This is a genomic window from Agrobacterium sp. 22-223-1 (genome assembly GCF_053522385.1).
On the sequence record NZ_JBNWCN010000003.1, the window covers coordinates 145220 to 170020 of the forward strand.

Consider the following 24801-nt stretch of genomic DNA (forward strand, 5'->3'; position numbering starts at 1 on the left):
GATGGATGAATACGGCTGAGCAAACTGGACGAGGATTTGGCGCGTCTGCCCGACCAAGAACGTCGCTCTGTCGAATGTCCAGCACGTATCGAATTAATGGTCTCCGAGCGCTTGGCCGTGTGGGCCACCATAAGCCTCGTGAAACTTCTCTAACTCTTTGAGAAAAGAGTTTGCATAAAACCCTGAGCGGACCGGGAACGCTCGACCATCGAATAAAAAACTCAACACAGGTGACCGTTCGGGCTTTCGCTTGGGATGCCATGTAACGACTGGAAAGAAACCCCGAATATATATGGTATGAACTGACTTCACATCCTGCCACGCGACAAAAACAGGCTTGCTTAACACGCGCCGAACCGTGAACCCTTCTGGCGCGAGGGTGACCTTGGAGCGTCTGAATATGCTAGAAAGGTAAATCGTCGAGAACCAAGCAAACATCAAAGACAGCAGACCGAAGAAGACACCTGAAATATGACTCAACGTCGAAATAGAGAATAGGACCCATGTCATAGGAAGTAAAATTGCCGCTCCAAAAATGGAAAACCACCGGCTTGAATAATAAGTTTTCGTGTCCAATTTGCGCGCTCAAAAACGGTTTGGTTTTTGTTTCGGATCATATGCCCAAACGTCAAACATTGATATTCTGAATTCTCTCTATTTCATTGGCGATCCTCAAACGAACGCGCTCTGGGACCTTTTCAGTCTGCGACATAACCAACGCGCGGTCGAAGTAATCCTCTGCTTCATTCGAACCATACCGTTTATGCGCGTCTGCCAGCGTCAAACTGAGCGTGATACGAAGATAGTCCGTTTCGAGACGGCCATCGGTGTTGTTTTGCAAAGTCGCCTCTGTGGCCGTCAGTCGCGAAATCGCAATGGACAGGGCTTTTTTATTGGATGGCATCCGGGCGAAAATGCAACTCGCCAATCCGGCTTGAGCTTGGACGTTTCCGATAAACTGTGCCGAACAATCCTCGTAAAATTCTGTTGCGGTATCGTAGTCCAATCCGATCAATGCCGTCAGTTTGAAAATACAAAAATCAGTTTCACCCGAGACGGATGGCAGCTCACGTTCCATAATTTCGATGATTTCAAGCGCCTCGTTAAAATCTCCGAAGGCAAGTCTGTCAAACAGATCCCGGCCCAATTGGAGCTTTCTGACATCGCTGGTGGCCACCCGTGATGCCCATCGTTCCCTCGCGGCATCGACATTCCAGCTTCCGTCGAAGATGGATGGAAGATCCGCTTTTAGATCGTTCGGGTCTCCCATCCAGATAATTGAGTTCGAGCTGTCGATCACAAAACCCGCGGGTAGGCCGCCTTGTCCACTCGCCTCCAGCCACGTCCTCGTGACCAACCCTCGGAATAACGCCGAACTCTGCGAGCCGGGTTGTTCCAAGGCAAGTATCGCTTTTGACGCCCCTTGCTCGATAGCCAATGCGCAAGCGTTCGTATCCCGTACCATTACCGCGACACCGTGACACGGCACGTTATGTTCAGCACCGATCTCAGCGAGTTCCTGGACGATAGGAAGGCATCCGCCGCAGTCAAGATTCCACAAAACTACGAAGCTCAATCGATCGAATTTTGTCAGAACGGCGGCGGGGCCACCTACTCTTAACGGCGGAGCCTGATCCTTCGGCAGAAGTCGGGTAGCTTGCACGGGTCGCTCCTGCAATTCAGCACTCAAAATAAGCAAACTTTCCATATGGCCTACCACTGGGAACACAAAAGCAATCGACGGTCATGCCACAATTAATAGACCAGTGGCAGGGTTGGCCTTGCGGGCACAAAGCCATCGCTCTTGGCATGTCTTCGTCTTCCTGTTGAACATCGACATCGGAAGAATCATCTGAGCGCGCCGCTACATTGTGAACCAGTGATCCAGAAGCGACCAAAATACCTGGTCCCTTCAAAGGTGACGCAATCAGTTGCTCTCTCGGTGCTGCCCTCTGACTTCCCGGCACGTGGGGCAATTGTTTCAGGTTGTTGACGCTATAGGAAATCACGCCGCCATCATTTTGCGTATCGACGAGCCACATTTTCTTGTCCAACTCGGCCGACAAATTCAGGTCACGATAGTTATCAGTCAGGCCGTATTTTACCCTCAGCGCTGATATTTCGCCTGAGAAACCAATGGGGCCACCGATCTGGGTATAAATAAGGATGTTGTTGCTTACGCTTAGGGTAATCCCCTCATCGAGACGGATCTCTCGTTTTCCGTCAGTTTCAAAACGATAAGTTCGGATGGTCCCGTAGAAGTCCAGTGTTCGTTGAACCGTGTACTCGCGGTGACCGGTCGAGTTCGGTTTGGAATATGAGAGCATGAGCTATGTCGTTCCGGGAAGTCCCTTTTCCCATTTTTTCCCTGTCGTTCTGCACTTGGAAATGGTATTTTGCGCGCAAAACGGAGAAAATCACAGTTTTGCAATTTGTGAATGCATTTGTTCGCGGCCGTTCACAGATTGGGTTTAAATACATGAGTCAAAAAGGAAGAGGGCGGAGCATCCCGGCTGGCGCGTCTGATCGAGTTGCTGGCGGAAGAATGCACGCGCGAGGATGCGGGCAAAGAACTGATCATCCGGCGTATGCTGGAGGTTTTGCTGGTCGAAGTGCTGCGTCGGCCGAATGCGGCCAACGAGGCAATTCCGGCGGGACTGGTGAAGGGAATGCGTCTGCCGGGGCTTGCGCGCGCATTGTCCGCCATGCACGCCAATATCCGCGCGAACTGGACTGTCGCCGAACTTGCCGGCATCGCCGGCATGTCGCGCTCGGCCTTCGCGGCGCGTTTTCATGAAATGCTCGGCTGCGCGCCGGTTGAATATCTGGCCCGCTGGCGGATGGCGCTTGCCAGGGACGCGCTGATGCGCGGGCGGAAGTCGCTCGACGATATTGCGGATGAGATCGGTTATGAATCCGCCAGCGCATTCAGCACCGCTTTCCGCAGGAGAACGGGTGTCGCTCCGGGCAGCTTTGCCCGTGCGAACAGCGACAGGCACTGACTGCGCGGATTTTCTTCAGCCGTGCAGGTCACGGCGACGGCAGGAGCCTTTTCCGACCATCTAGAGGGAGTGACGTTGATCCGTGCCGGTATAGGCGCGTTCGCTCCAGAGCAGGGCTTTGCGCAGCCGATCCGATATTGCTTCGGTTATGGCGCCCACGAACAGTATATGGTCTGCGGCATCGATGGAACCGACAAGTTCGCAGTCCATGGACAGAAGCGCATCGGCAAGTCTGGGGCTTCCTGACGGCCAGGCATCCCAGTCCCCAACGCTGAACCGGTCCGGGTGATTTCCTTTGCCCGCAAAGACATCGGCAACCTCCTCCTGTCCTCTAGCCAGTGCCGCAACGGAGAAGCGTCGGCTCGCTGCGATGAGATCGACCATGCGACTGCTGGCGTCGATGGAGATCATCAGAAGCGGCGGTTCTGCGCTGAGCGGCATGAAGGAGGTGATTGTGCGTCCAACCCGCTCTCCGGCGTGGCAGGCAGCGGCCACCGCCACGGTGAAGGTTAGGCCGGCCATTGAATCCTTGAATTCACGCGGAGAGATCATCGGAGAGGCGCAAGCTTTCGGCGGAACATGCGCGTGATTGACCACACCACCATCAATCAGCCTGAGATTATGAGACATGATGTGCCGAGCTAACCGCCCGCTCCCGGATTTTTCGAAAAAATGGACATCTTCGCTGCAGCGCCATTCATGATGTCGGCATTGTCAGGCGGTGACTTTTTCTCGTGCACGCGCGGCCAGATACCGGAATAGTGGCGATTGAGGTCGAGCCAGACATGCAGCCCCGCTTCGGTATCCGGCCGGATCGCGGCGGCGGGACATTCGGCCTCGCAAATCCCGCAGTCGATACATTGATCGGGGTGAATGACGAGCATGTTCTCGCCTTCATAGAAACATTCGACCGGACAGACTTCCACGCAGTCCATGTATTTGCAGGCGATGCAGTTTTCGGTGACGACATAGGGCATTGAGACGCTCGAAGAGAGTTGCAGCCGGACGGCGGCTGTCCGGCTGCGCCTGATCCGGCCGGCCGCCCAGGGCAGCGGGACCGGCCGGATCGGTGGGGCTCAAATCAAAGGCGGGCGGCGACCGCCTGCCAGTTCACCAGATTGTCGAGGAAGTTTTCGAGGTAAGCGGGGCGCTTGTTGCGGAAATCGATGTAATAGCTGTGTTCCCAGACATCGCAGCCAAGAAGCGCCTTCTGCCCGAAGCACAGCGGATTGACCCCGTTTTCAGTGCGGGTGATCTTCAGCGAACCGTCGGTATCCACCACCAGCCATGCCCAACCCGAACCGAACTGGGAGGCGCCGGAGAGGGCGAAATTCTGCTTGAACAGCGCGACCGAGCCGAAGGACTGCGTCAGCGCATCTTCCAGCACCTTGGGGATCGCATGATTTTCCGGCCCCATGATTTCCCAGAAGAGATTGTGGTTCCAGTGCTGGGAGGCATTGTTGAATATGCCGGATTGCGCCACCGCACCCTTCTCATAGGTGCCCCGAACGACCTCTTCGAGGCTCCTGTTTTCCCATTCGGTGCCGACGATCGCCTTGTTGAGATTATCGACATAGGCCTTGTGGTGAAGATCGTGATGGAACTTCAGCGTCTCCTCTGACATGCCCGAGGGGGCGAGCGCATCATGGGCATAGGGGAGGTCGGGAAGCTGGAAAGCCATGGGGTATCCTTTGTCAACTGTTCGCTCAAGAGCATGGAAAGAGCCTTGCGAAAACAAGGTGACAGTACTTCTAGGACCTCAACCATGGTTCAGGTCAAGCGGTTTTTTCGCGCTGTGTCGTGCGCGCCAGTCGGAGTAACGGATGAATGTTTCGGAGTGCCAAAGCTCACCTTTCGCGATTTGAGACCGGCGTAATCAATGGTCCTGCCTGATATTGCCGCCGCGGCGGCGCAACATTGCGTCCGTTCTCGCAAAGCGGGAGGAATTCATGGCCGAGCCGTTGGAATTGGTGGCGTATTCTTCAGAGCAGCAGATGTCCCTGACCTGGTTGAATGGTATAAGAAACATCTCGGCATCGACAATCTGCATAAATCGGTATGGCAGCAGGACGCCGGAATGACGATTTTTGGGCCTTTCGCCAGAGACAGCGATTATTTCGACAGTGCTGAACAGCAATGGATGATCTCGATGCCCTCATCGCGAAGCTCACGGACGAAGGTGTAGAGGTTGAAACTCGGGCCGAATGGGATTCGGAGGTTGGACGTTTCGCCGGATACACGACCTGGAAGGCAATCCCGTGGAATTGTGGGAGCCCGCCCGAACCTGAAGACGTTTGCGCTCCGCAATGCTCGGACCGGGGGTGAGTGAGGCTAAAACATTCCCTTTGTTAGTCCGCAACCGCAATGGTTGACCACTGGATGAACTCCGAATTCGGCGATCGAGATCGAGCCATCTCATTGCCCAAATATGTCGCCGGCTGCGAAGCAATTTTAGTTTTCCTTAACTTTGGTACCTGTGAGGGGCTTGCAGGGTGATACGTATTGCAATAACTTCTGGTTGTTATTTGAATCAAAGGATCCATAGCGGGGAAATTCGGCGGATTGTCGTGAAAAATCACGGATGAAAAATGATAATCTTGCCATGACGTTGGTAGGATTGATTATTACGTGAATTTTTGACGTGCGCGGCTCTTTGAGCAAATGACTTACGACTATCGTTTCGTAATAAAATATACTACTTTAACGCTTCTTGGATCAGATGATCTGATCTATTAACCCGGTAGGGATCGACAGCAAGGACGGCTGCACAGTGAAGCATGAGCGGCATTGCCGCGACCAACTTCATTTCAAATGCAGGCCTCCTAAACATGCCCCTCGCTGCTTTCATTACTGGTTTCCGATCGCCACTTCCTCCTGATTTTTGTCTCGCAATTGTGATGGCGGTTCGAGTTTCCGCTTATTCCCCGATCGCTATCCAGGCAGAGCGGAATACCTTGGGTAATTCGAGGGCCGCGCCCAACAGTTCCAAATGGGCCGTCACCACCCTGCTTTTGGCGGGACTGCTCGCGGCAGAACCGGCAAGTGCCCAGTCGCCCGCCGATGATTTTTCCCGCCAACAGGATCAGCAACAGCAGTTGCAGCGGCTTGAAAACCTGAAACAGATAACCCCTGATAGTGTCATTGGCCGTGAGGGCGAGGCACCGCGAGGCGACGCGAAGCCCGATGATTTATGCTTCGATATCTCCCGTGTGGAGATCGAAGGTGCGGCGAATCTGTCTGCCGCTACGCTTGGAACACTGACGCGGCCTTTCAACGATCGTTGCGTCGGCGTTGCCGACATCACCTCCCTCCTCAAGGCCATCACTGACATCTATCTAGACAAGGGGTTCGTGACGTCACGCGCCTATGTTCCGCCGCAGGATATTGCCGGAACAGGATTGCTGAGATTGGTCGTTGTCGAAGGCACGATCGCGGATATCTACCTCAATGGTCAACCGGCCGAGCAGAACGGTTCATTCGCCACGGCCTTTCCCGGCATGAAAGGAAAGGTTGCCAACATTCGTGATGTTGAGCAGGGGCTGGACCAGATCAACCGTCTGTCGTCCAATAACGCCAAGACTTCGATGTTGCCGGGAAAAACGGATGGTACATCCATTCTCAACGTCGAGAACAAGCCGGGCAAACCCTGGTACGTGAGCATTTCCAATAATAGTCTCGGCCAGCAAAGCACCGGCTACTCCCAAAGCAATATTTCCCTGGGTTTCGATGACCTCTTGGGTCTCAATGATCAGTTGGGGCTATCTTATGGGCGTAGCGGCCCGGACTACCCCTGGGATGATGACGGTCGCGGGCGCAGTAACAGTTATTCGGTCAATACAAGCGTACCCTATGGCTACTGGACGTTTTCGGCGAATGGTTCCTGGTACGAATATGACAGCGCCATCCCCGGCAATTTCGGGTCTATCGAAACCTCCGGTAATTCCGGTCAGGTTGGATTTGGCATCGACCGCGTCATTCTGCGCGACAAGGACTCCATCACGACCCTCAGAGGCGGTCTCACCTACAAGCAGACCGACAACTTCCTTCTCGGTAACCGGATTGAGGTCGGAAGCCGCCGATACACCATAGGCACTCTGGGCTTGTCGCGTTCACAAAGAATACTGGGTGGCGTCATCGCCCTCGATTTTGCCCTTGATAAGGGTCTCGATCTCTTTGACGCGGTGGAGGCCGGAGAGCCCGGAGCCGGCACGGCCGATCCTCGGTTCCTGAAACTCAACACGACCGTCAGCGCGACGCGGCCGTTCGAGGCGGCTGGCCAGCGGTTCGAGTTAACCACGCTCCTCAATGCCCAATATTCGCCCGATAACATGTTTGGCGCAGAACAGATCGGCCTTGGTGGCCCCAGCAACGCACGCGGCCTGAGGGAAGGCGTCATATTCGGCAATAACGGGTTTTTCAGCCGCAACGAATTGACCTGGCGGACAATGCCATGGGAGGGCACCATTCTTGCGCCCGTTCTGGGCGAGCTACGCCCCTACCTCGGTCTCGATTACGGCCGGGTGTTCTCGCAGCATCGCTTCGATATCCCCGACGGCCACCTCGCGAGCTGGACCGTTGGTGCAAAACTCGTGGGGGGAAACATCAGCGCCGATTTTGGCTACTCCCAGGCATTTTCCAGCAGCGTCAATGGCGGGCGCGGAAATCTCATTTTCGCCAGCGTGACGGCACGCTGGTAGGCTTCAAAAGAGAATATTATGATCAACTCTTCTTTTCGCACCCCTAAATTATCTCTCGTCTCCGCCATGGTGGCGACAGCCATTGTCGTTTCCGGTTGCGGTGGCCGGGCGGCACATCCGGTGTCTTCGACCAACCCGGCCGACAGTGCTTTCGACTGCGCCGGCATAAAGCGCGAGTTCGAGGCCAACGAGCGGCAGGTGCTGGCGACGGTGAAAGAACGATCCGACGCGCAGGGTAAAAACGTGATCCTTGGTGCGACAGGTGTTCTTCTGTTCTGGCCGGCCCTTTTTTTCATGGATCCGAAATCGCCGGAAAAACTGGAGATCGACGCCTTGCGTAACCGCAATCAGGTCCTTGCCGAGATTGCCAGAAGCAAAAAATGCCCAGCTCCGCAATCGAAGCTGGCAGATGTCTACAAGAAACTCGACAGCAAGCCATCCCCGGCCGACACGAGCAGAAAAGACCGCTAAGCCCCAAATTCCGTCTGCCACGAGAGGCGAGCAACAATGACATCACAGTTTAAGCGTCTTCCACGCAAGACAATCGACCTCGCGTTGCTCGCTGGTGCTGGGACGCTGGCTCAAAAAATCATTGCCACCGTTGTCAGTTTTACGCTCCTGCTTCAGCCAGCGCTTCTTCACGCACAGGACATATCGCCGGAAGTTGGAGGATCTTTGGCAAATCGCCCCGGGATAGGGGCTGCTCCGAACGGAGTGCCGCTCATTGATATCGTCGGACCCAACAGCCAAGGTCTGTCGCACAACAAATACAACAACTTCAACGTCGGCACACCGGGGGTCATTCTCAACAACTTCAATGGTGAGATCGGTACGTCGAAACTGGGTGGCGTGACACCCGGCAATCCAAACCTTCAAGGCAAAGGTTCCGCCACGGTCATCCTCAATGAGGTCACGTCGCAAAACCGCAGTTCGCTTCTCGGTCCAACCGAAGTGTTCGGTGGCAGGGCCGATGTCATCATTGCCAATCCGAACGGGATCACCTGCGACGGCTGCGGTTTCATCAACACGCCACGAGCCACGCTGACGACGGGTGTACCTGACATCGGCACCGATGGACGTCTCAATGGATTCACGGTCAACGCAGGGGATGTCACTTTCGGCCCTGGGGGTGGGAATTTTGCGCTTGGTGATGGTGCAGTCAGTCTGTTCGATGTCGTGTCCCGTACCATCCAGATCGACGGAACGATCTACGGTGAGGATCTGCGCCTGACCGCCGGCAAGAGCAAGTTCGATTATGCCACCGGGGAGGCAACAGCGCTCGATGCCACCTCCGGAACACCTGAATACGCAATCGATGGTTCAGCACTCGGGGCCATGCAGGCCGGCCGCATCAAGATGGTTGTCACGGAAAAAGGTGCCGGCGTTCGCATGCGCGGCGACATGGCGGCCAATGCCGGGGAGCTTTCGCTGTCGGCAGACGGTAAAATTTCGATCGGCAATACCTCCGGCAATAACGGCGTCAGCATCTCTTCGAAGGGGAGTGTTTCGGCCGGTCGTCTGACCTCGAAAAAATCAGTGTCGGTTAAGGCGGGGAAGGACGCCAGGGTCGCTTCTATCGGTGCAGAAGAGGATATCCTGATCAATGGCGGAGCAGGCTTCATCGATGTCGCCGGTACTCTCGGGGCGAGTGGCGCACTCAACCTTCTGGCAGACGGGCGTATTGCCTTGGCCGACGCGTCGGCTGCCGGACCGGTTTCGCTATGGTCGGGGGCTGGCTCCATTGCCATCAGCGGCACGGCCCAGTCTGGCGCGGCGATGTCACTTACGGCGGCCTCAGGAGCGATCACGGCGGGCTCACTCCTTTCGAAAGGTGATTTGGCTCTGCTCTCCGGCCTTGATCTGGGGATTTCCGGGCTCGTGCTTGCAGAAGGGAATTTGCAGGCTTCGGCTGGCAGTGACATCCGCTATGACAGTCTGGAGGCAAACGGAGACGTTTTGCTGTCTTCGACAAATGGTGTCATCAGCTTCGATAAACGCACGGCCGCCGGCGGCGACATCAGGATCAGGCAGCAAAATGCCGACCTTTCCAATAACCGGAGCAGACTTGCCACATCCGGCACGCTCTACATCAATGCCAATAATATCAATCTCACCAACAGCACGCTGACGTCAGGTGGCATTGATCTCACCTCATCTGGAACGACAGATCTGACCGGTGCGCGGCTCAATGCTGTCACCGCGAGCAGCACAGCTCGTTCCGTTCAGGGGTCAGGTGACATCGCGATCACAGCAGGTAGCCTTGCTGCGAATGGCGCTACCAATATTCTGGCGGCCCATGATCTGACGCTGTCGCTTTCACAACTTGGCAACTCCGGTCAGTTGGCTGCTGGCAATGATCTTACACTCAATATCGCCGGCAACCTGACCAACACCGCCACGGGGCTCATCTATGCCGGTAACGACGCGGCACTTTTCGTGGGCGGCGTGCTGGCCAATGATCAGGGGGCGATTGTCGCAGGTCGTGACCTCACAATTGCTGGAAGTGCTTCTGGCGCGCGCAATGCTGCTACGGTCAACAGTTCAGGTCTGATTTCCTCTGGTCGCAATATCTCGATCCTGACGGCAAATCTGCGTAACGAGAAAAGCGTGGCTCCGACCTATACGAGCCAGCAAATCTCAAACGCACTCGTGTCGGCTTATGACACTTATTATGCACGCCTGTGTGGAGATTGTTCATCTTCCGTCTCTTTTGCTGATAAGCAGTTCGTCATTGGTGCCCCCATTCGCCATGTCTATCGTGATGTGACCGAGGACCGCCTCACATCGGCTGGAAGCCCCGCGGCGACAATCAAGGCGGGTAATACGCTTTTTGTCGATACCGTGGATCTTACCAATGCCTATAGCAACATTGAAGCCGGCTCCGGCATGACGCTAGTTGGCACAGGCACGCTGACAAATCTCGGCTTGCAGCTGCAGCGCACGACGTCGGTCAACTGCAATCAAAGCTCGGGTTGCCAATATTATCCTGATGTCATCTTCCAGTGGGAAGAAAGGCGGGACAGCGGCGATACCGGAGGCCATGAATTCTCATATCAGGTTTCCATGCCTGGCCCCAGCCCGTTTGGAACGCGGGATGCGTCAAAGGATATCGGCCCCGGACGAACCGTGGAAAGCGTAGAGGCGATCGGTGGGGTTCCAGCGGCAATCCGCTCGGGCGGAGCACTTGGTATCACCGGCTTTGCTGCCGTCAACAATACGGCTTCGGCCGGAACGATCGCCGACCGTGTTGCCGTTGCAGCGCCTGCGCCTTCGAACAATCCGACCGCATTGCTGTCCAGTATGACGGCAAGCGGTGCGCTGTTCACGCTTGGCGGCGTCGCCACCCCACAGTCCGGCGGTTTTGGCGGCACCATTCCTGGCCAGAGCTTTCTCTATGAAACCCGCGCCGCCTTCCTCGACGTCTCGAAATTCTACGGTTCCAGCTATTTCCTTGGCCGCATTGGCTACCAGCCGGATCGCCAGGTCCAGTTCCTTGGTGACGCCTATTTCGAGAACCAATATATTGAGCAGCAGCTCAGGCTGGCGACAGGCTCCGGTTTTACGGGGCAGGATTCGATTACCCAGATAAAGCAGCTGCTTGATAACGGAGCCGCCTATCTGGGAGCGAGCCAGCGCCAGTTCGGCCAACCGCTGACGGCTGAAGAGATCGCCAGCCTCACCGAATCCGTCGTCGTTTATGAGTGGCAGACGGTGAACGGTACGACCGTTCTTGCGCCGGTACTGCATCTCGCCGCCAATGACAGGGAAAGATTGAATTCTGCGGGCGCGCTGATCGCGGGCAATCAGGTGACGATCGATACCGGCCTGCTTGCAACATCAGGGATGATTGCATCGACTGGTGATCTTAGCGTTTTCGGTTCGTCGATCGCGGCAATCGGCGGCACCTTCACGGCGGGTGGCAATGCCTCGCTGAAGGGTAACGAGAGCATTCTGCTCGCCAATGCGAAGGTGACGGCCGGCGGCAATCTCGGCCTGACGTCGAATGGAGACATCAATATCTCCGTCACCGAACGGTCAACGACCAGCACTTTGCGCGACAAGCGGAGTTCTACGACAGTTGTCAGAACCACAAGTCAGGGCTCCGAGATCACCGCGGGCGGATCGGTCTCAGCCAATGCAGGTGGTAACCTCAACGTCATCGGCAGCACGATTGCCGCTGATGGAACGGTCGGTCTGAAAGCGACCGGCGATGTGACAATCGCTGAGGCCATCGACACCACCACGATAGATTACACCTACAGGAAAAAGGGCGGTCTGTTCGGCGGAAGCAAACAGACGACGAGCCACACGGAAACGCAGACCGTCGTCGGATCATCGGTTAGCAGTGGGAAGGGCGTGTCCATCATCTCAGGTGGAGATACCGTCGTCTCCGCCTCGAAGGTGACTGCCGGCGACGAGACCGACAAAGCCGATATCAATGTCAGCGCGGGCGGCGATCTGCTGATCGCGTCGGGCAAGAATACGGCGGAGTTCGAGCAGAGCTCCTCATCCAAGGGCTTTCTCTCGAAAAAGAGCTCGACGCAGTACAACTATGATGAAGCCACAGTCGGCTCCGAGCTTTCCGCGTCCGGCAATATCAAGCTGGATGCTGGCGGCAACGCTGTCATCGCCGGCTCGAATGTGACGGCAGGCGATGCGATCGGCGTTGCGGGCGACAGCGTCGCCATCATCGGGGCCGAGGAACAGCATGCGCTGGAAAGCTCGAGCAAGAAGTCCGGTCTGTTCGCCGGTTCCGGCGGTGGTTTCCTCTCGCTATGGGGCAAGGAGCAGAAAGAAAGGAGCCAATCGTCCGGTCTTAACGTTGGCTCCGGGCTGAGCGCTGGAACCGATGTCACTCTTACGGCGCGCGAAAACGACGTCAATGTGATCGGCTCTTCCATCATGGCCGGCCGCGACATCGCGCTGGAGGCAGCCCGCGACGTCAATATCACTCCCGGGGCTGAAAGTGCCTCATCGCAGGAGAAGGAAAAACGCTCGGGCTTCGGCATTCAGGTGAAATCTGGCAACGGCAGCGCATCGATCGGTATCGGCTACGGCAAGTCGGTCGATCAGACCAGCCAGTCATCAGAGACTAACGCCAGATCCATCCTGTTTGCCGGTCGTGACCTCACGATATCAGCAGGTCGTGATGCTAACCTGCAGGCGGCTGAGGTGTCCGCAGAGCGTGATGTTGCCATCCTCGCAGACCGTAACGTCAACCTTCTCTCGGCGCAGGACAAGTCCAACTACGAACACATGCATGAGGAGATGTTTGCCGGCGTGACGCTATCAGTCTCGACCTCGCTGGTCAGCGCTGCCGACAGCGTCGGCAACGCGGCGCAGAAGCTTACGACCATCAACGACGGCTATTCTGCCGCCAATGCTGCCTTTGCATCGCTCAAGGCCTATGATGCGCTCGACACTGTCGTCAACGGCAATGTCGCTTCGGCCTCGCTCACCGCCGGCTTCACCTATACAAAAGACAAGGCGGCGGGGACGGGCTCTGTTCCCGTTCTCACCGAAATCAATGCCGGCCGCTCGGTAACGATCGAAGCCGCATCCGGCGATATCACCGGCCATGGCGTGCAAATCTCGGCCGGCTATGATGCTTATGGCCTGCCGGTCGACAGCGCCGACGACAAGGCCGGCGATATCACGCTTTCGGCCGGCAATGATATTACCCTTAAAAGCGCCGAGGCGACGCGGAGTTCGTCGTCCAGCAGCACGTCCGCCGGCGCCAGTATCGGCATTGGCGGCGGCGTCAGCCTGTCGGGTGGCGTCGGCGTCGGGCTGACAGGCGGCGCCAGTGCGTCCACGGCCAAGGCGAACGCCAACGGAACTACCCAGATCAACAGCCACGTCAGCGGTACCGGCGACATCGTCATCCAGTCCGGCAACAACACGACGCTCGCCGGTGCGCTCGTTGCCGGTGAGACAGTGACGGCCGACATCGGCGGCGATCTCACCATCGTCTCCGTTCCCGATACCGGCGAGACCACGAACAAATCCACCTCTGGCGGCTTTAGCCTCGGCGGGGGGAAGAGCCTCATCTCCGGTATTCAGATCGGTGGCGGTGCGGGGTCCGGGTCGACGAACTGGGTTTCCGAGCAGTCTGGTCTCGTTTCCGCGGACACGATGAATGTCACCGTCGGCGGCAATACCCATCTCGGTGCCGGCAAGATCGTCTCCGGCTCGGGCGATCTCACTCTCGACACAGGCACGCTTACCCATGAGAACTTCGAGGGCCAGAAGCAGTATGAGGGCTTCAGCGCCAATCTCGGCCTCGATCTCACCGGCGGCAAAGGAACCGATGCCAATCCGGTCGGCAACAGCACGCTCGAAGGCAGCTATCAGCTCGATGATACCCGCCAGAGCGTCCGCGCCACCGTCGGCCCTGGGGACATCGTCGTTCGCAATCCCGACCAGCAGGCGGCACTTGAGCACGACGGTGAAACAAATCCTCTCTCCGAACTCAACCGTGATCCGGGCAAGGCTCATGAGATCACAAAGGACAAACATGTCGGCATCGATTTCTATCTTTCAACCAACAGCCTGAAGGCTGCGGCAGAGGGGATCAACGTCGTCGGCAAGGCTCTTGGCGACGCCTTCGAGGCACTGGGGACGAAGCTTGCGGCTTCCGGTGATCTGACGCCGGATGAATTGGCGACAGCCCGTAAAGTCGCCAAAGCGCTGGATTCCGGCACACTCGATATCGCAGCGCTTGCGACCTGCGCGGGCCGGCAAGGCTTCAATCTCCTCGATCTTTTGTTCACGCCGGCCTATGCATCTGGATGCGTCCTGTTCGACAAAAACGGCAAGGAGATCGCTGAACTGACGGCGAATGAGCGTGAAGCCTGCATACAGATGCTGGCGACGCTGATGGAGACCTATACCGAGAAATATGTGACCGGTGCGGCTGGCAAGGGTGAACTGCCGGGCAGCGTCAAAATACTTGCGGCACAGTTACGCAAGGTTGGTTCGGACGAACAGCTGGTCGCGGGTTTCCAGGCGATCGGTATGTCGGCCTCGTTCATCCGGGATGTCACGATAAGGCTGACGCTCGGTGAGGAAGGCTACAAGGAATACAAGGCAGCGTTCGAGCCGCTTGCGGCAGCCGGCACGTTGGGCAAGGAGGCCAGCGAGCGGGCGATTGCCGACATTGCTGCCAAACACGGTCTTTCCTTTGAGGATACCAAAGACCTCAAACTCCTCGTCGGGGTCACTACCGCAGCAATCATTGGAGTCGTGGGTATCAAGGCAGGCGGCTCGCTCAGCAGCAAAGAAATCGAAATTGTTTCGAAACAAATTGCTGATGGTCACGCATTCCAAAAGCATATACTTGAAAAAGGCGAACTGGCTGGTATGGGCATACGAACTAGGGCGCAACTTGCCGACTTTATCAGCGAAACAATGAGGAAACCTTCAGATGTAAAGGCATTGGGTGGTGGTAGAACGGCATACTGGAACGACGAGTATCAATCGGTAATTATACACAACCCCAAAGCAGGAGACGGTGGGACTATTTTTCAACCAAAGAACGGAAAATTGTATTTTGACAACATGAGGTAAGGACAATGAACCCTTCGGAAACGCCAATTAAGAACGCTAAAATCAGCATCGAATTTAGTAGAAAAGAATTAACTATTCTGTCGTCTTCCTTAAATGAAGTGCTGAATGGCATAGGTGCATTTGAATTCGAGACAAGAATTGGAGGCGAAAATTCGGAAGTAATAAAGCTTCTGGAGATGCTCAATTTTTATATAGATAATTTTGATAAATCTGAACAGCCTCCATTTTCGACCGGACATTAAAACTTATCCACGCTAGGTCGTGTTGACAAAGTGGATTCCAAATCGGCTGAAGCGTGATTCAAGACTGCTTTTTAGGAGGCAGTATTGGCGCGAGGCGATTTGAGTGACGAGGAATGGCGTGTAATCGAGCCGTTCCTACCCAGAGAACGGGGACGCAAATCGCGGCCCGCTCACGATAATCGGCGCTTTTTGAACGGGATGATGCATGTCCTGCGCGTTGGTTGCCCGTGGCGCGACACGCACGAACGTTACGGCAAATGGAACTCTGTCTATGTCCGTTTCCAACGGTGGGCTGAGCAAGGCGTCTGGGACGCTCTGCTTGAGACCCTTGTGGAGCTTGGCTTAACCGACGACTGGCAGCATATGATCGACAGCACGACCGTTCGCGGTCATTCGCAGGCTGCTGGCGCAAAAGGGGGACTGATAAGGAGGCTTTTGGTCGATTCACGCGGCGGCTTTACGACAAAAATACACGCCCGAGCAGACGGTCAGGGACGCCCTCTCGGCTTTGTCCTGACCGGCGGTGAGGCATCAGATTACAAGGCCGTTCCCCAACTTCTTGCTATTCCCGTCAGCAGACCGCGCAAAATGCTGGCGGACAAGGGATATAATGCGGATGCAATTCGCGAAGAACTCCTGCTGCATGGCACTCGTCCTGTCATCCCATCGCGCTCGACGCGGAAGCGCTCACCTCCTTGCGATTACGTTGCATACAAAGACCGGAACCGCATCGAGCGCATGTTCAATAAGCTGAAGCAGTTCAGGCGCATCGCTACGCGCTATGACAAGACGAGGATGTCGTTTGCTGGCTTCCTGGCGTTGGCCTCAGCCAAACTCTGGTTGCCCTTCATTTGCGCACAGGCTTAGGGCGCTCTTTCTCCGCTCCCCAGAAAGAAAGCCGCGCGTCTGGCGCTTCCTTGTGAACCGCAATCTGCATATGAGCCCGAAGCTCCTTGCGGAAACGTGAGGCGTTGCGTGCTCCCCATACGCCGACGAAGCAATCTCCGGACGCATCGTTCTTGAAGACTGCCGCCCCGCCAAAGGCCGAAGACAGGCCACCTTCGCCAATGACACCTCCGTTACCGTAAACTGCGACAACGCAATCCAGCGGCGCAACGCTGACCACTGTATCGCCGGATGGGGCGAAACCTGCGCTTCTGAAAAGGTAGACAGGACAAGGAGAAGTCATCATTCCCTGAGCATATCTCCGTCATCGGAGATCACAAGCGCCTGATGTAACTTTGTCAACACGACCTAACAGGTATCAAATGATCAAAGATCCAGAGAAACGCCAAGCATGTGGTGTTTTCATGAACCAGAGGTTCATAGCGGTAAACACAATGTCGGGCTGGCGGCTTCTTATCGCTGACCCAAAGGGTTTACGTTGTCGTTTGCCACCTGACACAAGCGATTTTGAAATAGGTTCTGTCGTATTGTCAGCTTTGGCCAAGAGCAGGCTTGTCCATCCCGACGAAGATATTGAATTATCAAAAAACTCAAAAATTGAGGAGCGCTACGCCGCCTGGGTGGCGGATTTAATGCAGACTTATGGCTACAAGACCAAAAGCGCGCTATTTAAAGGCATGCTGCACTGCGATGTCGAGGTCAAGGCCGGCGAGATGACGATTCGTCCTACAAAGCGCGAGCGGGGCGACGGGTTCGGTCCAACCCTTCGGCGAGAGAAAGACTATGTACACTTGTCCGCAGACAGCTCACCTGAAGAGGTAGGCGCAGGTGTGCGGCTGGCACTGAGCCGTTCCATCGGCTAGAGGGGCAGGCATTTAATCTAATGAAGATGATATCCAGAATGTAAGCGACAAGCTGAGGCCGTTCAGGCCTTGTAGCTTCACGGCCTGAGAGCAGCAGGTAGGCCAAAGGCTCGACGCCGTAAGCCCGACAAATCAGCGATCGTTCCGTGCCCCTACTATCGGCTCAATCCAAGCCCGCGAGACCGATTGAGCTGCCGTCTCAGCGCGTGGTCATGGCTGAGTTCTGCATGGCGTGTTCGATGCACCATGCGGGCGATTGTCTGGATCTGCTCGGCCTGCCTTGCGAACTCCGGGCGTGCTGCAAGCTCTTCGGCAATCCTGCGAGGATCGGAGCTTCCGAACCGCTGGGTGAGCGCTTCGGCCACCAGCTTTGCCTCATCGAGCGCGGCTCGGCCCTCAGGTAACGATCGCAGCTCTTTGATGAACTTGCTTCGCCTCTCGACCGGCATCTTCTCCATCTTCGCAAGGATTTCGGCACCGCGGGGCGTGAGGCCGGGCACCTCGATCACGTCACGCTTTTCGCGCTGCCATTGTTCGCTATTCCGTTCTTCTCCAAGCCGGCGCTTCCACGCCTCGGAGACATAGCCGATATGGGCAGAGAGAGACCTGGCATAGTGCAGCGCCTCTTTCCGCTCCCCGTTGTTTCCGAACAGACCTGACTTGCCGCGTAGCTCCCCGAAGCGTTCTGGCTGCGCGGCCATGGCCTTCGCCATGATATTGCCGTTGCCTTCCTTCTCAGTCATCGCGGTGCGCAGTCTCGCGGCGACCTCGACCGGATCACGGAATACGTGTCGCATGAGAGATTCCACTGTATCGAATTGTTGATCGATAACGGACATCGCCCTTTGCTGCGCCACCTCTTCGATGCTGCGTTTGTATCGGGTGATGGCTGGCACCAGCGGAGCTCGCTTACCCGGTTCCAGAGAATTTTGCTGGCCTGCGGCTTCTGTTGGGGCAGGGATGGCGCCGTCTTGCGACATGAGATCGGACCACCGGATGCGGCGATATCCTTTATTGTCTTCCGTCCGGTCGCCCTGCCGATCGCCATCAAGTTTTCGGGCGAACGGATTGCGACGATCTTCGCGGCGAACAGGGCCGACCAGATCGCCGGCACGTTCCTCGTAAACCCGCTGACGCTCTGATGGCCGGTCCTGCTGCTCCCGCACCGGATGGGCCGCGCGGGACAAGAGCTCTTGACGCTCATCACGGCCGGAAGCAAGTTCAATCTCGCTTTTGACCCCGAGCTGCTCCGCGATACCCCGCCGCTCGGCAAAGTCCCTGACATAGTCCAGCGTGGTTTCCTTCGCGCCGGAACGCGACAGGCGGCTTGTCAGCTGCTGGTAGGCCAGTTCATCACCCGTAACGACGCGCCATGCATTGCGCTCGGCCTGCGTACCGTCCGGAAGCGTGACAGGCGTGGCGCCTTCATGCTGTAGTCCGATCCTGTCCCCGATCTGTGGTGACGCCTCCTGCAGGGCCCGCTTGAGATCAACGCCCCACACTGTATGCCGCTCGCCCTTGTCATTCTCCAGCGTCACAAAATAGCTCTCGCGTGACTGCGGATTGTGTTCATAGGGCGCAACGCCGTGATCAACCAGCCGGCCGGCCTTGGTGAACTCCTGGCTGTCGGCATAGAGCTGCACGCTGTCGCGATGCCTGGTCATGGCAACATAGGTCAGATGCCGGTCCATGGTGCGGGACGCCAGCACAAAGGCGCGATCGACCGTCGCGCCCTGGTTTTTATGGATGGTCGTTGCATAGCCATGGTCGATCGCCTGGTAGCTGTCCGTCAGAATGCTGACGCTATCGCCGCTTCGACCATCGAGCCGGGCGATGATCTTGCCCTTTTCGACATGCTCGACCGTGCCAAGCATGCCGTTTTTCACGCGGAGGTCGCGGTTGTTTTCGAGGAATATGATCCGGTCACCGGCGGCGAAGGCGCGTTTGCCGTTATTGGTCTGGAACGTGAGTTCTCCACCGTCCTCACTTTTCCCACGGTCCTCACCATCCCCACGGTCCGGGCCGGCGCTCAGCCCGGGGCTGCGCTTCAGCCTTTGTCTGCTTTGAAGTTCGGAACGGATGGCGGCATTGAGGGCGCGCACATCGGCACGGCGATGCGCCATGGCAACCCGGGTGCCATCGGCACGCTTCTCACTGTCGGCAACATAATCACGCACGATCTTTGCCATTGCCGCGTCGCGGCTTTCCGCAAAGTGAATGTCGCCGTGATCCCGGTAGGCGGCGAGGCCCTCGGCCGTCTTATGGGTCGCAAAGGCAACCGATGCCTGTCTCTGCCAATCATGGCGCTGGCGGCGAATGTCGGAAAGTTCGACATGGCCAATCTGCTCGGCAATCGCCCTGAAGGGTGCACCCGCGCCGATTGCCTGGAGCTGCTCGTGGTCGCCGACAAGAACGATCTTTGCACCGCGCTCTTCAGCCTCGCCGATGAACCGGGCAAGCTGCCGGCTTCCTACCATGCCGGCCTCGTCGATGACGAACACGTCGCTGCTGCCGATCATGCCCCGGCCGTGGTTCCAGCTGTAAGTCCATGACGCCAGGGTGCGGCTTTGAATTCCGGAACTTTCCTCAAGACCCTCGGCTGCCTTTCCGGCAAGCGCCGCACCATGGACCTGATAACCTTGAGCCTCCCACGCCTCACGGGCGGCTGCCAGCATGGTGGACTTTCCCGCACCAGCGAACCCGACCACAGCCGCGATGCCTTTAGGGCCCGTAACATGTTTGATCGCATGACGCTGTTCGTCCGACAATCCTGCTGGTGGATCGCTCGCAGCCACCATTCCGCCGGAGCTTTTCCGAAGAGAGCTATCCTGCCTTTCCATTGCGCGCTCGACATGGCGGGGATCAACCCGATGGCAATGTGCCTGATGCAACCGCTTGGCCGACCGCGCCATCGCGAGTTCCAGGTCGATCATCTCCTGGGTCGAATAGCGCGCATTGGAAACGTCACCTGTTTCAGGATCGATGCGCTCAGCCTGAAGCTCGACGAGCGCTGGTGATGCCATAACAGCCGCAAAAGCGTTTCGGAACGTTTGGGCGTCATCGTTAATATAGCGATGCAGGGTCCTGGCGATATCGTGTCGATCGAACACGCTCTTTTCATTGCTGATCAGCAACAAAACCTGTTCCGGTTTTTGGCGGATCAGTTCGGCATTTCGCCGTGCTGCCTTGTCATCCAGCCGGCCGCGCTCGACGGCCATGCCTCGCCGTTCCATCTGCGAGGCATGCACGCCCATATGCCCGGTCGGCGACAACTCAAGACCGCGCTGAGCAAGGGAGCGATGATCGATGCGAACGTCCAGGCCTTCGCGTTGAAGCTGACGGATGGCGATGCCTTCCCATGACTGCCTGATATCTTGAAGCTGCATGTCGGTCGTCGCCATACCGTTTGCCAACAGCCGTGCGTTCTTGTGCTCCAGAAAAGTTTTCTCGCCAAGGCGGGTTCTGCCAACCTGTCGCGTCGTCATCAGCACATGCGCATGGTAGTTCCGGATGTCACCATGCTCGCCTGGCGAATGGATGGCAAAATCCACTGCCGCGCCATAGCGGTTTGCCAGATCCTGGGCAAAGGCGCGTGCAGCCTTCAGTCGCCCCTCTGGCGAAAGCTCACGCGGAAGCGCGATTTCGAATTCGCGGGCAACGCGGGCATCCTTGCGCTTTTCTGCAAACTCGGCAGCGTTCCACAAAGCCGAACGATCCAAGGCCCAATCGGCAGAAAGACCTTCCGGCAGCACGATCTCGATGTGCTCCACTCCTTCTTTCCGGGTAAAATCATGCACGAGACCATCGCGGTGATTGGTGAGAAGAATCGCGCAACGATAGGCGGCAGATGCCACAGCGCTGCGGCCGGATGAGCGCGAGACCGGTTTGGTGCTGAGATGATAAATCGCCAAACGAAATCTCCGATCCGCAAACGGGGAAATTCAGCGCTCAACTGCGGTGCAAGTCGTAAGTGCGCCCTTGTCTGTTTACCGGTGGCGACGCTAGCAACATCGAATGGGCATTGCGACTACTAAAAGTAGTAGTCGCCAATCGGTCATTGCTCGTGTTTGAATAGGAGAAATAAACACATCAATTAGGAAGGGCGAGCGCCGGCTGACCGCACAACGGACGAGGGACAAGGGAAGCTGGGCGAGCGGAAGAAACCATTGCAGGCGGCTCGACAAACAGAAGCGGGCGCAGGCAACGCGCAGTGGATAGTCCGGTAAGACAGGCATTCGATTGGCGGCTGCCAAAAATCGGAGTTTCAAAGAAGTTTACAATGGCCCATAGAGGATACCGTCCAGAAACGGAGCAGACATGAAGACCAGCCTTGAACATTTGCCGGAACGAAAGCAACGCGAACTCGCGCGTGTCGTCGGAATTATTCAGGAAGAGTTTGCTGATCTGGTGGAGCGCTCGAAGTCTGACGCCAAGAAAGATGGACAGATTTTCAAAATCATTTTGTTTGGTTCTTACGCGCGTGGCACCTGGGTGGATGAACCGCATACGTCGAAAGGTTATCGCTCGGATTTCGACATTCTCGTCATCGTCAGCAACAAGGAACTTGCCGATCCCAAATACTGGGACAAGGCGACAGACCGGCTGATGTGGGACAAGGAGATTGAGACGCCCGTGAGCCTCATTGTCCATGGCGCTCGCGAGATCAGCAATTTCCTGCAGGAAGGGCAATACTTCTTCAGCGATATCCGACGGGATGGCATAGCTCTTTACGAGCTTGATGACAGAGAACTCGCTGAGCCCAAAAGCCTTACGATGCAACAGGCACATGAGGTTGCCAAAAAGCATTTTTCGGCTCGCTCTCGCACTGCTGAATTCTTCGTCAAGCACGTCCTGTACGGGCTGAAAGATGGTGATTGGAAAGAGACAGCTTTCATGCTGCACCAATCCATAGAACAGGCCTATTCCACTCTGCTTTTGACCCTTACCAACTATAGCCCTGCGAGCCACAATCTGAAGTTTTTGCGAGGGCTGGCAGAGGGGCAGGATATCCGTCTTGCCGAGGCCTGGCCGCGGGATCATCATCGTTATCAGTCGTGGTTCAATACGCTGAACGAAGCCTATGTGAAGGCCCGCTATTCCGACCATTACGAAATCACCGAGGAGGCTCTGACCTGGCTGACTGCCAGAACGTCCATCCTCTACGATCTCGTCAACACGGTCTGCAAGGAACATATTGCCAGGCTGGAACGGGCCGCGAACGCTAGCGACTAAGCTTCACTGGTGGCAGAATAATCTTGAGCTCATGGAGCAGCCACCGCAGCGTCATGAACCACAGGGTCCAACCTCCTCTTACAATCGCTATGTCGATCTCCTCATAGAAACTGGTCTGCCTTTCAGGAGCGAAGCCGTGGTCGACAGCGGCAGTTCCGGTGCGGCCGCAATCGAAAGGAATAATCGTGGCAAGGAAAACCATCGCACAGCGCCTGGCTGAACTGGAGGCGCAACGGTCCGCGCTCAAGGCACGGCTTTCAAAAACCGAGCGCAACAACGATACGCGCCGCAAGGTCTTGATAGGGTCGCTCGTTCTGCATCACCTGGAGACCTCGAATGATCAGGATTTTAAGCAGCAGCTTGGTGAATGGCTGCGCCGCGAACTGCCGGGTTTTCTGACACGCGACAATGACAAGGCGCTCTTTGCCGATCTGATCGAACCAGGGCTGCCGAGCACAGGAGAGTGTGGCGACAGCGGGCAGGGTGCTCCATGAACCGATTGCGACTTGTCCGGGACGCATTCAAAAACATGATGCGAGCCGCCGCACGTGATCCGCTTTGGGCAGTTCTGGCATTGATCGCCATGCCGTTCCGGATCTGGAAACCGCTTCTCGGATTTGTCGTCATCCTTTTCATCGTCACGTTTATGATGGGCATGGGTGGCCGTCATTTCCTCGAGCAAACGGGTTTCGGGCGCGGCTCGCTTGTCTACATCCTCCCCGATTTCGTCACCTTGCTGGCGCTTGCCGTCATCACCTTCCGGTTCATCACCAGCGCGCTGATTTTGCATTTCGGGGAAAGTGACGATGATACCCACGGCTCCGCCCGCTTTGCGACCGACAAGGAGATAGCCGCTCTCACCGCATCCGGCTCCGGCCTCCTGATCGGTCGTGATACGAAAACGGCAAAGCCTCTGCGCTATGACGGTCCAGCCCATCTCCTCACAATGGCGCCGACGCGTACCGGCAAGGGTATCGGCACGATCATCCCAAATCTGTTGACCGCCGACCGTTCCGTGATCTGCGTCGATCCAAAAGGCGAGAATGCAAGGATCACCGGCCGTGCGCGCCAGAAGTTCGGTCCGGTTTACGTGCTCGATCCTTTTGGTGTCACCGGGAGACCCTCGGCAGCCTTCAACCCCTTGGTTATGCTCGATCCCCTCAGCCTCGATGTCGCGGAAGACGCCAGTACCCTTGCCGACGCTCTCGTGTTCGATGAACCGGGAATGGCTGGAGAGGCGCATTGGAACGAGGAAGCAAAAGCTCTTATTGCCGGATTGCTGCTCAAGATCGTCGCAGCGGAGCCTTTGAGACGCAGGCACCTCGCCACACTTCGAGACTATCTTACCCTTGCTCCTGAACACTTCGCAGCACTGCTCAAGCGTATGCAGGAAAGCGATGCGGCAAGCGGTCTTGTCGCTCGTGCCGCAAACCGCCACCTCGGAAAATCCGATCGCGAAGCCGCAGGCGTTCTGTCCGCGGCTCAACGCCATACGCATTTTCTTGATTCACCGCGCATGACGGCAGTGCTCAGCCGTTCGGATTTCCGGTTTGCCGATCTCAAGCGCAATAACGTAACGGTGTTCCTCGTTCTTCCGCCTGACCGCCTCTCGACCTATTCGCGCTGGCTGCGCCTGCTTGTCTCGCAAAGCCTGCTCGAAATGGCTCGCGATCGGACAAAGCCGGCGACACCGGTTCTTTATCTGCTCGATGAGTTTGCATCCCTTGGGCATTTGGCACCAGTCGAACGCGCGATGGGTCTGATGGCAGGCTATGGTGTCCAGCTTTGGCCCATCCTCCAGGACGTCCATCAGCTGCGTGCCACATACGGTCACCGCGCTGGAACCTTCCTGTCAAACGCCGGCGTGCTGCAGGTCTTCGGCGTCAACGATCATGACAGCGCCCGTCTAATCTCTGATTTGCTCGGACAGGAAACGGTCGTGTTCCAGACTATGGCGAGAGCGCTCGATTCCGATAAGACCGGGATCTCTTATAGCCAACAGCATACCGGCCGGCCGCTGCTCACCCCTGATGAGGTGCGCAATATGCCCGCAAAAGGACAGCTGCTGTTCCTTGCCGGACAACGACCGGTTTTTGCTGAAAAGCTTGTCTACTTCGCCGATCCGGAGTTCATGGGTATGTTCGACCCGGTCTAACGGGAAGCGTGATGAAAAGGCAGTCCGGCATCTGCATCGGACCTTGTATCGCAGGCCCTTGGATATCTTAGGAGCAACGAGAAGCGGATAGATGAGCCTTCGTCCAAATTGCAGCCCTGCGGCGACGGCGGTATC

Annotated in this window: 15 protein-coding genes and 2 pseudogenes; 11 read left to right on the forward strand and 6 right to left on the reverse strand. The window is 56.7% G+C overall.

Translation table 11 applies throughout. The features are described 5' to 3' along the window. Positions 1–628: 628 nt before the first annotated feature. The gene (locus ACQZ60_RS16125) at positions 629–1708 is read right to left on the reverse strand and encodes a hypothetical protein (protein ID WP_162934233.1); all 1080 of its coding nucleotides are present in this window, start codon (positions 1706–1708) and stop codon (positions 629–631) included. Further along, complete coding sequence (locus ACQZ60_RS16130; protein WP_080857962.1) at positions 1680–2327, reverse strand: hypothetical protein; 648 nt, start codon at positions 2325–2327, stop codon at positions 1680–1682. The genes ACQZ60_RS16125 and ACQZ60_RS16130 overlap by 29 nt, the downstream gene beginning before the upstream one ends. Before the next feature lie 168 nt (positions 2328–2495). Between ACQZ60_RS16130 and ACQZ60_RS16135 the strand changes: the two are divergent. Beyond that, positions 2496–3002 (forward strand): annotated as a pseudogene (locus tag ACQZ60_RS16135) (helix-turn-helix domain-containing protein); the annotation flags it as partial. Positions 3003–3062: 60 nt separating this feature from the next. On the opposite strand, the gene ACQZ60_RS16140 reads toward ACQZ60_RS16135, so the two are convergent. From ACQZ60_RS16140 to ACQZ60_RS16150, 3 genes are all read right to left on the reverse strand, one after another. Further along, a complete protein-coding gene (locus tag ACQZ60_RS16140) occupies positions 3063–3632 on the reverse strand; it encodes a flavin reductase family protein (protein ID WP_162934234.1) in 570 nt (189 codons plus the stop codon). Between the two features lie 11 nt (positions 3633–3643). Then, positions 3644–3979 (reverse strand): ferredoxin FdxA, encoded by a 336-nt coding sequence (gene fdxA, locus ACQZ60_RS16145; protein WP_080857963.1) that lies wholly within the window; start codon positions 3977–3979, stop codon positions 3644–3646. 104 nt (positions 3980–4083) lie between these two features. After that, positions 4084–4683: a superoxide dismutase gene (locus tag ACQZ60_RS16150; RefSeq protein ID WP_080857964.1), complete on the reverse strand. Its 600-nt coding sequence runs from the start codon at positions 4681–4683 to the stop codon at positions 4084–4086. A 264-nt stretch (positions 4684–4947) separates the two neighbouring features. Here ACQZ60_RS16150 and ACQZ60_RS16155 point away from each other — a divergent pair. The 7 genes and pseudogenes from ACQZ60_RS16155 to ACQZ60_RS16185 all read left to right on the forward strand — a co-directional run bounded on the left by ACQZ60_RS16155 (position 4948) and on the right by ACQZ60_RS16185 (position 17279). Further along, a pseudogene (locus ACQZ60_RS16155) lies at positions 4948–5290 on the forward strand (VOC family protein). Between the two features lie 489 nt (positions 5291–5779). Further along, positions 5780–7699 carry a ShlB/FhaC/HecB family hemolysin secretion/activation protein gene (locus ACQZ60_RS16160; protein ID WP_080857965.1) on the forward strand — a complete coding sequence of 640 codons (1920 nt, stop codon included), beginning with the start codon at positions 5780–5782 and terminating at the stop codon, positions 7697–7699. A 66-nt stretch (positions 7700–7765) separates the two neighbouring features. After that, positions 7766–8170, forward strand: a complete 405-nt coding sequence (locus ACQZ60_RS16165) for a hypothetical protein (protein ID WP_374997074.1) — start codon at positions 7766–7768, stop codon at positions 8168–8170. Between the two features lie 36 nt (positions 8171–8206). After that, positions 8207–15268: a hemagglutinin repeat-containing protein gene (locus tag ACQZ60_RS16170; RefSeq protein WP_448735606.1), complete on the forward strand. Its 7062-nt coding sequence runs from the start codon at positions 8207–8209 to the stop codon at positions 15266–15268. 5 nt (positions 15269–15273) lie between these two features. Further along, complete coding sequence (locus ACQZ60_RS16175) at positions 15274–15510, forward strand: hypothetical protein (protein WP_155246237.1); 237 nt, start codon at positions 15274–15276, stop codon at positions 15508–15510. A gap of 84 nt (positions 15511–15594) precedes the next feature. After that, positions 15595–16377 carry an IS5 family transposase gene (locus ACQZ60_RS16180; RefSeq protein WP_448735607.1) on the forward strand — a complete coding sequence of 261 codons (783 nt, stop codon included), beginning with the start codon at positions 15595–15597 and terminating at the stop codon, positions 16375–16377. 401 nt (positions 16378–16778) lie between these two features. Then, positions 16779–17279, forward strand: a complete 501-nt coding sequence (locus ACQZ60_RS16185; RefSeq protein WP_121490448.1) for a contact-dependent growth inhibition system immunity protein — start codon at positions 16779–16781, stop codon at positions 17277–17279. A gap of 155 nt (positions 17280–17434) precedes the next feature. Here ACQZ60_RS16185 and traA read toward each other — a convergent pair whose 3' ends face one another. Further along, positions 17435–21190, reverse strand: a complete 3756-nt coding sequence (gene traA, locus ACQZ60_RS16190; RefSeq protein ID WP_448735608.1) for a Ti-type conjugative transfer relaxase TraA — start codon at positions 21188–21190, stop codon at positions 17435–17437. A gap of 406 nt (positions 21191–21596) precedes the next feature. On the opposite strand from traA, the gene ACQZ60_RS16195 reads away from it, so the two are divergent. The 3 genes from ACQZ60_RS16195 (at position 21597) to ACQZ60_RS16205 (ending at position 24666) form a co-directional block, all read left to right on the forward strand. Then, positions 21597–22511 carry a nucleotidyltransferase and HEPN domain-containing protein gene (locus tag ACQZ60_RS16195; protein WP_448735609.1) on the forward strand — a complete coding sequence of 305 codons (915 nt, stop codon included), beginning with the start codon at positions 21597–21599 and terminating at the stop codon, positions 22509–22511. Between the two features lie 185 nt (positions 22512–22696). Further along, positions 22697–23005 (forward strand): mobilization protein, encoded by a 309-nt coding sequence (locus ACQZ60_RS16200; protein WP_448735610.1) that lies wholly within the window; start codon positions 22697–22699, stop codon positions 23003–23005. After that, positions 23002–24666, forward strand: coding sequence for a type IV secretory system conjugative DNA transfer family protein (locus tag ACQZ60_RS16205; protein WP_448735611.1), 1665 nt, complete (start codon positions 23002–23004; stop codon positions 24664–24666). The genes ACQZ60_RS16200 and ACQZ60_RS16205 overlap by 4 nt, the downstream gene beginning before the upstream one ends. The last annotated feature ends 135 nt before the right edge of the window (positions 24667–24801 follow it).

Coding starts and splice junctions, on each gene's coding strand:
- ACQZ60_RS16170 (WP_448735606.1), top strand. CDS start 8,207: ATGACATCACAGTTTAAGCGTCTTCCACGCAAGACAATCGACCTCGCG.
- ACQZ60_RS16125 (WP_162934233.1), bottom strand. CDS start 1,708: ATGGAAAGTTTGCTTATTTTGAGTGCTGAATTGCAGGAGCGACCCGTG.
- ACQZ60_RS16160 (WP_080857965.1), top strand. CDS start 5,780: ATGAGCGGCATTGCCGCGACCAACTTCATTTCAAATGCAGGCCTCCTA.
- ACQZ60_RS16130 (WP_080857962.1), bottom strand. CDS start 2,327: ATGCTCTCATATTCCAAACCGAACTCGACCGGTCACCGCGAGTACACG.
- ACQZ60_RS16175 (WP_155246237.1), top strand. CDS start 15,274: ATGAACCCTTCGGAAACGCCAATTAAGAACGCTAAAATCAGCATCGAA.
- ACQZ60_RS16165 (WP_374997074.1), top strand. CDS start 7,766: ATGGTGGCGACAGCCATTGTCGTTTCCGGTTGCGGTGGCCGGGCGGCA.
- ACQZ60_RS16205 (WP_448735611.1), top strand. CDS start 23,002: ATGAACCGATTGCGACTTGTCCGGGACGCATTCAAAAACATGATGCGA.
- ACQZ60_RS16150 (WP_080857964.1), bottom strand. CDS start 4,683: ATGGCTTTCCAGCTTCCCGACCTCCCCTATGCCCATGATGCGCTCGCC.
- fdxA (WP_080857963.1), bottom strand. CDS start 3,979: ATGCCCTATGTCGTCACCGAAAACTGCATCGCCTGCAAATACATGGAC.
- ACQZ60_RS16185 (WP_121490448.1), top strand. CDS start 16,779: ATGATCAAAGATCCAGAGAAACGCCAAGCATGTGGTGTTTTCATGAAC.
- ACQZ60_RS16140 (WP_162934234.1), bottom strand. CDS start 3,632: ATGTCTCATAATCTCAGGCTGATTGATGGTGGTGTGGTCAATCACGCG.
- ACQZ60_RS16195 (WP_448735609.1), top strand. CDS start 21,597: ATGAAGACCAGCCTTGAACATTTGCCGGAACGAAAGCAACGCGAACTC.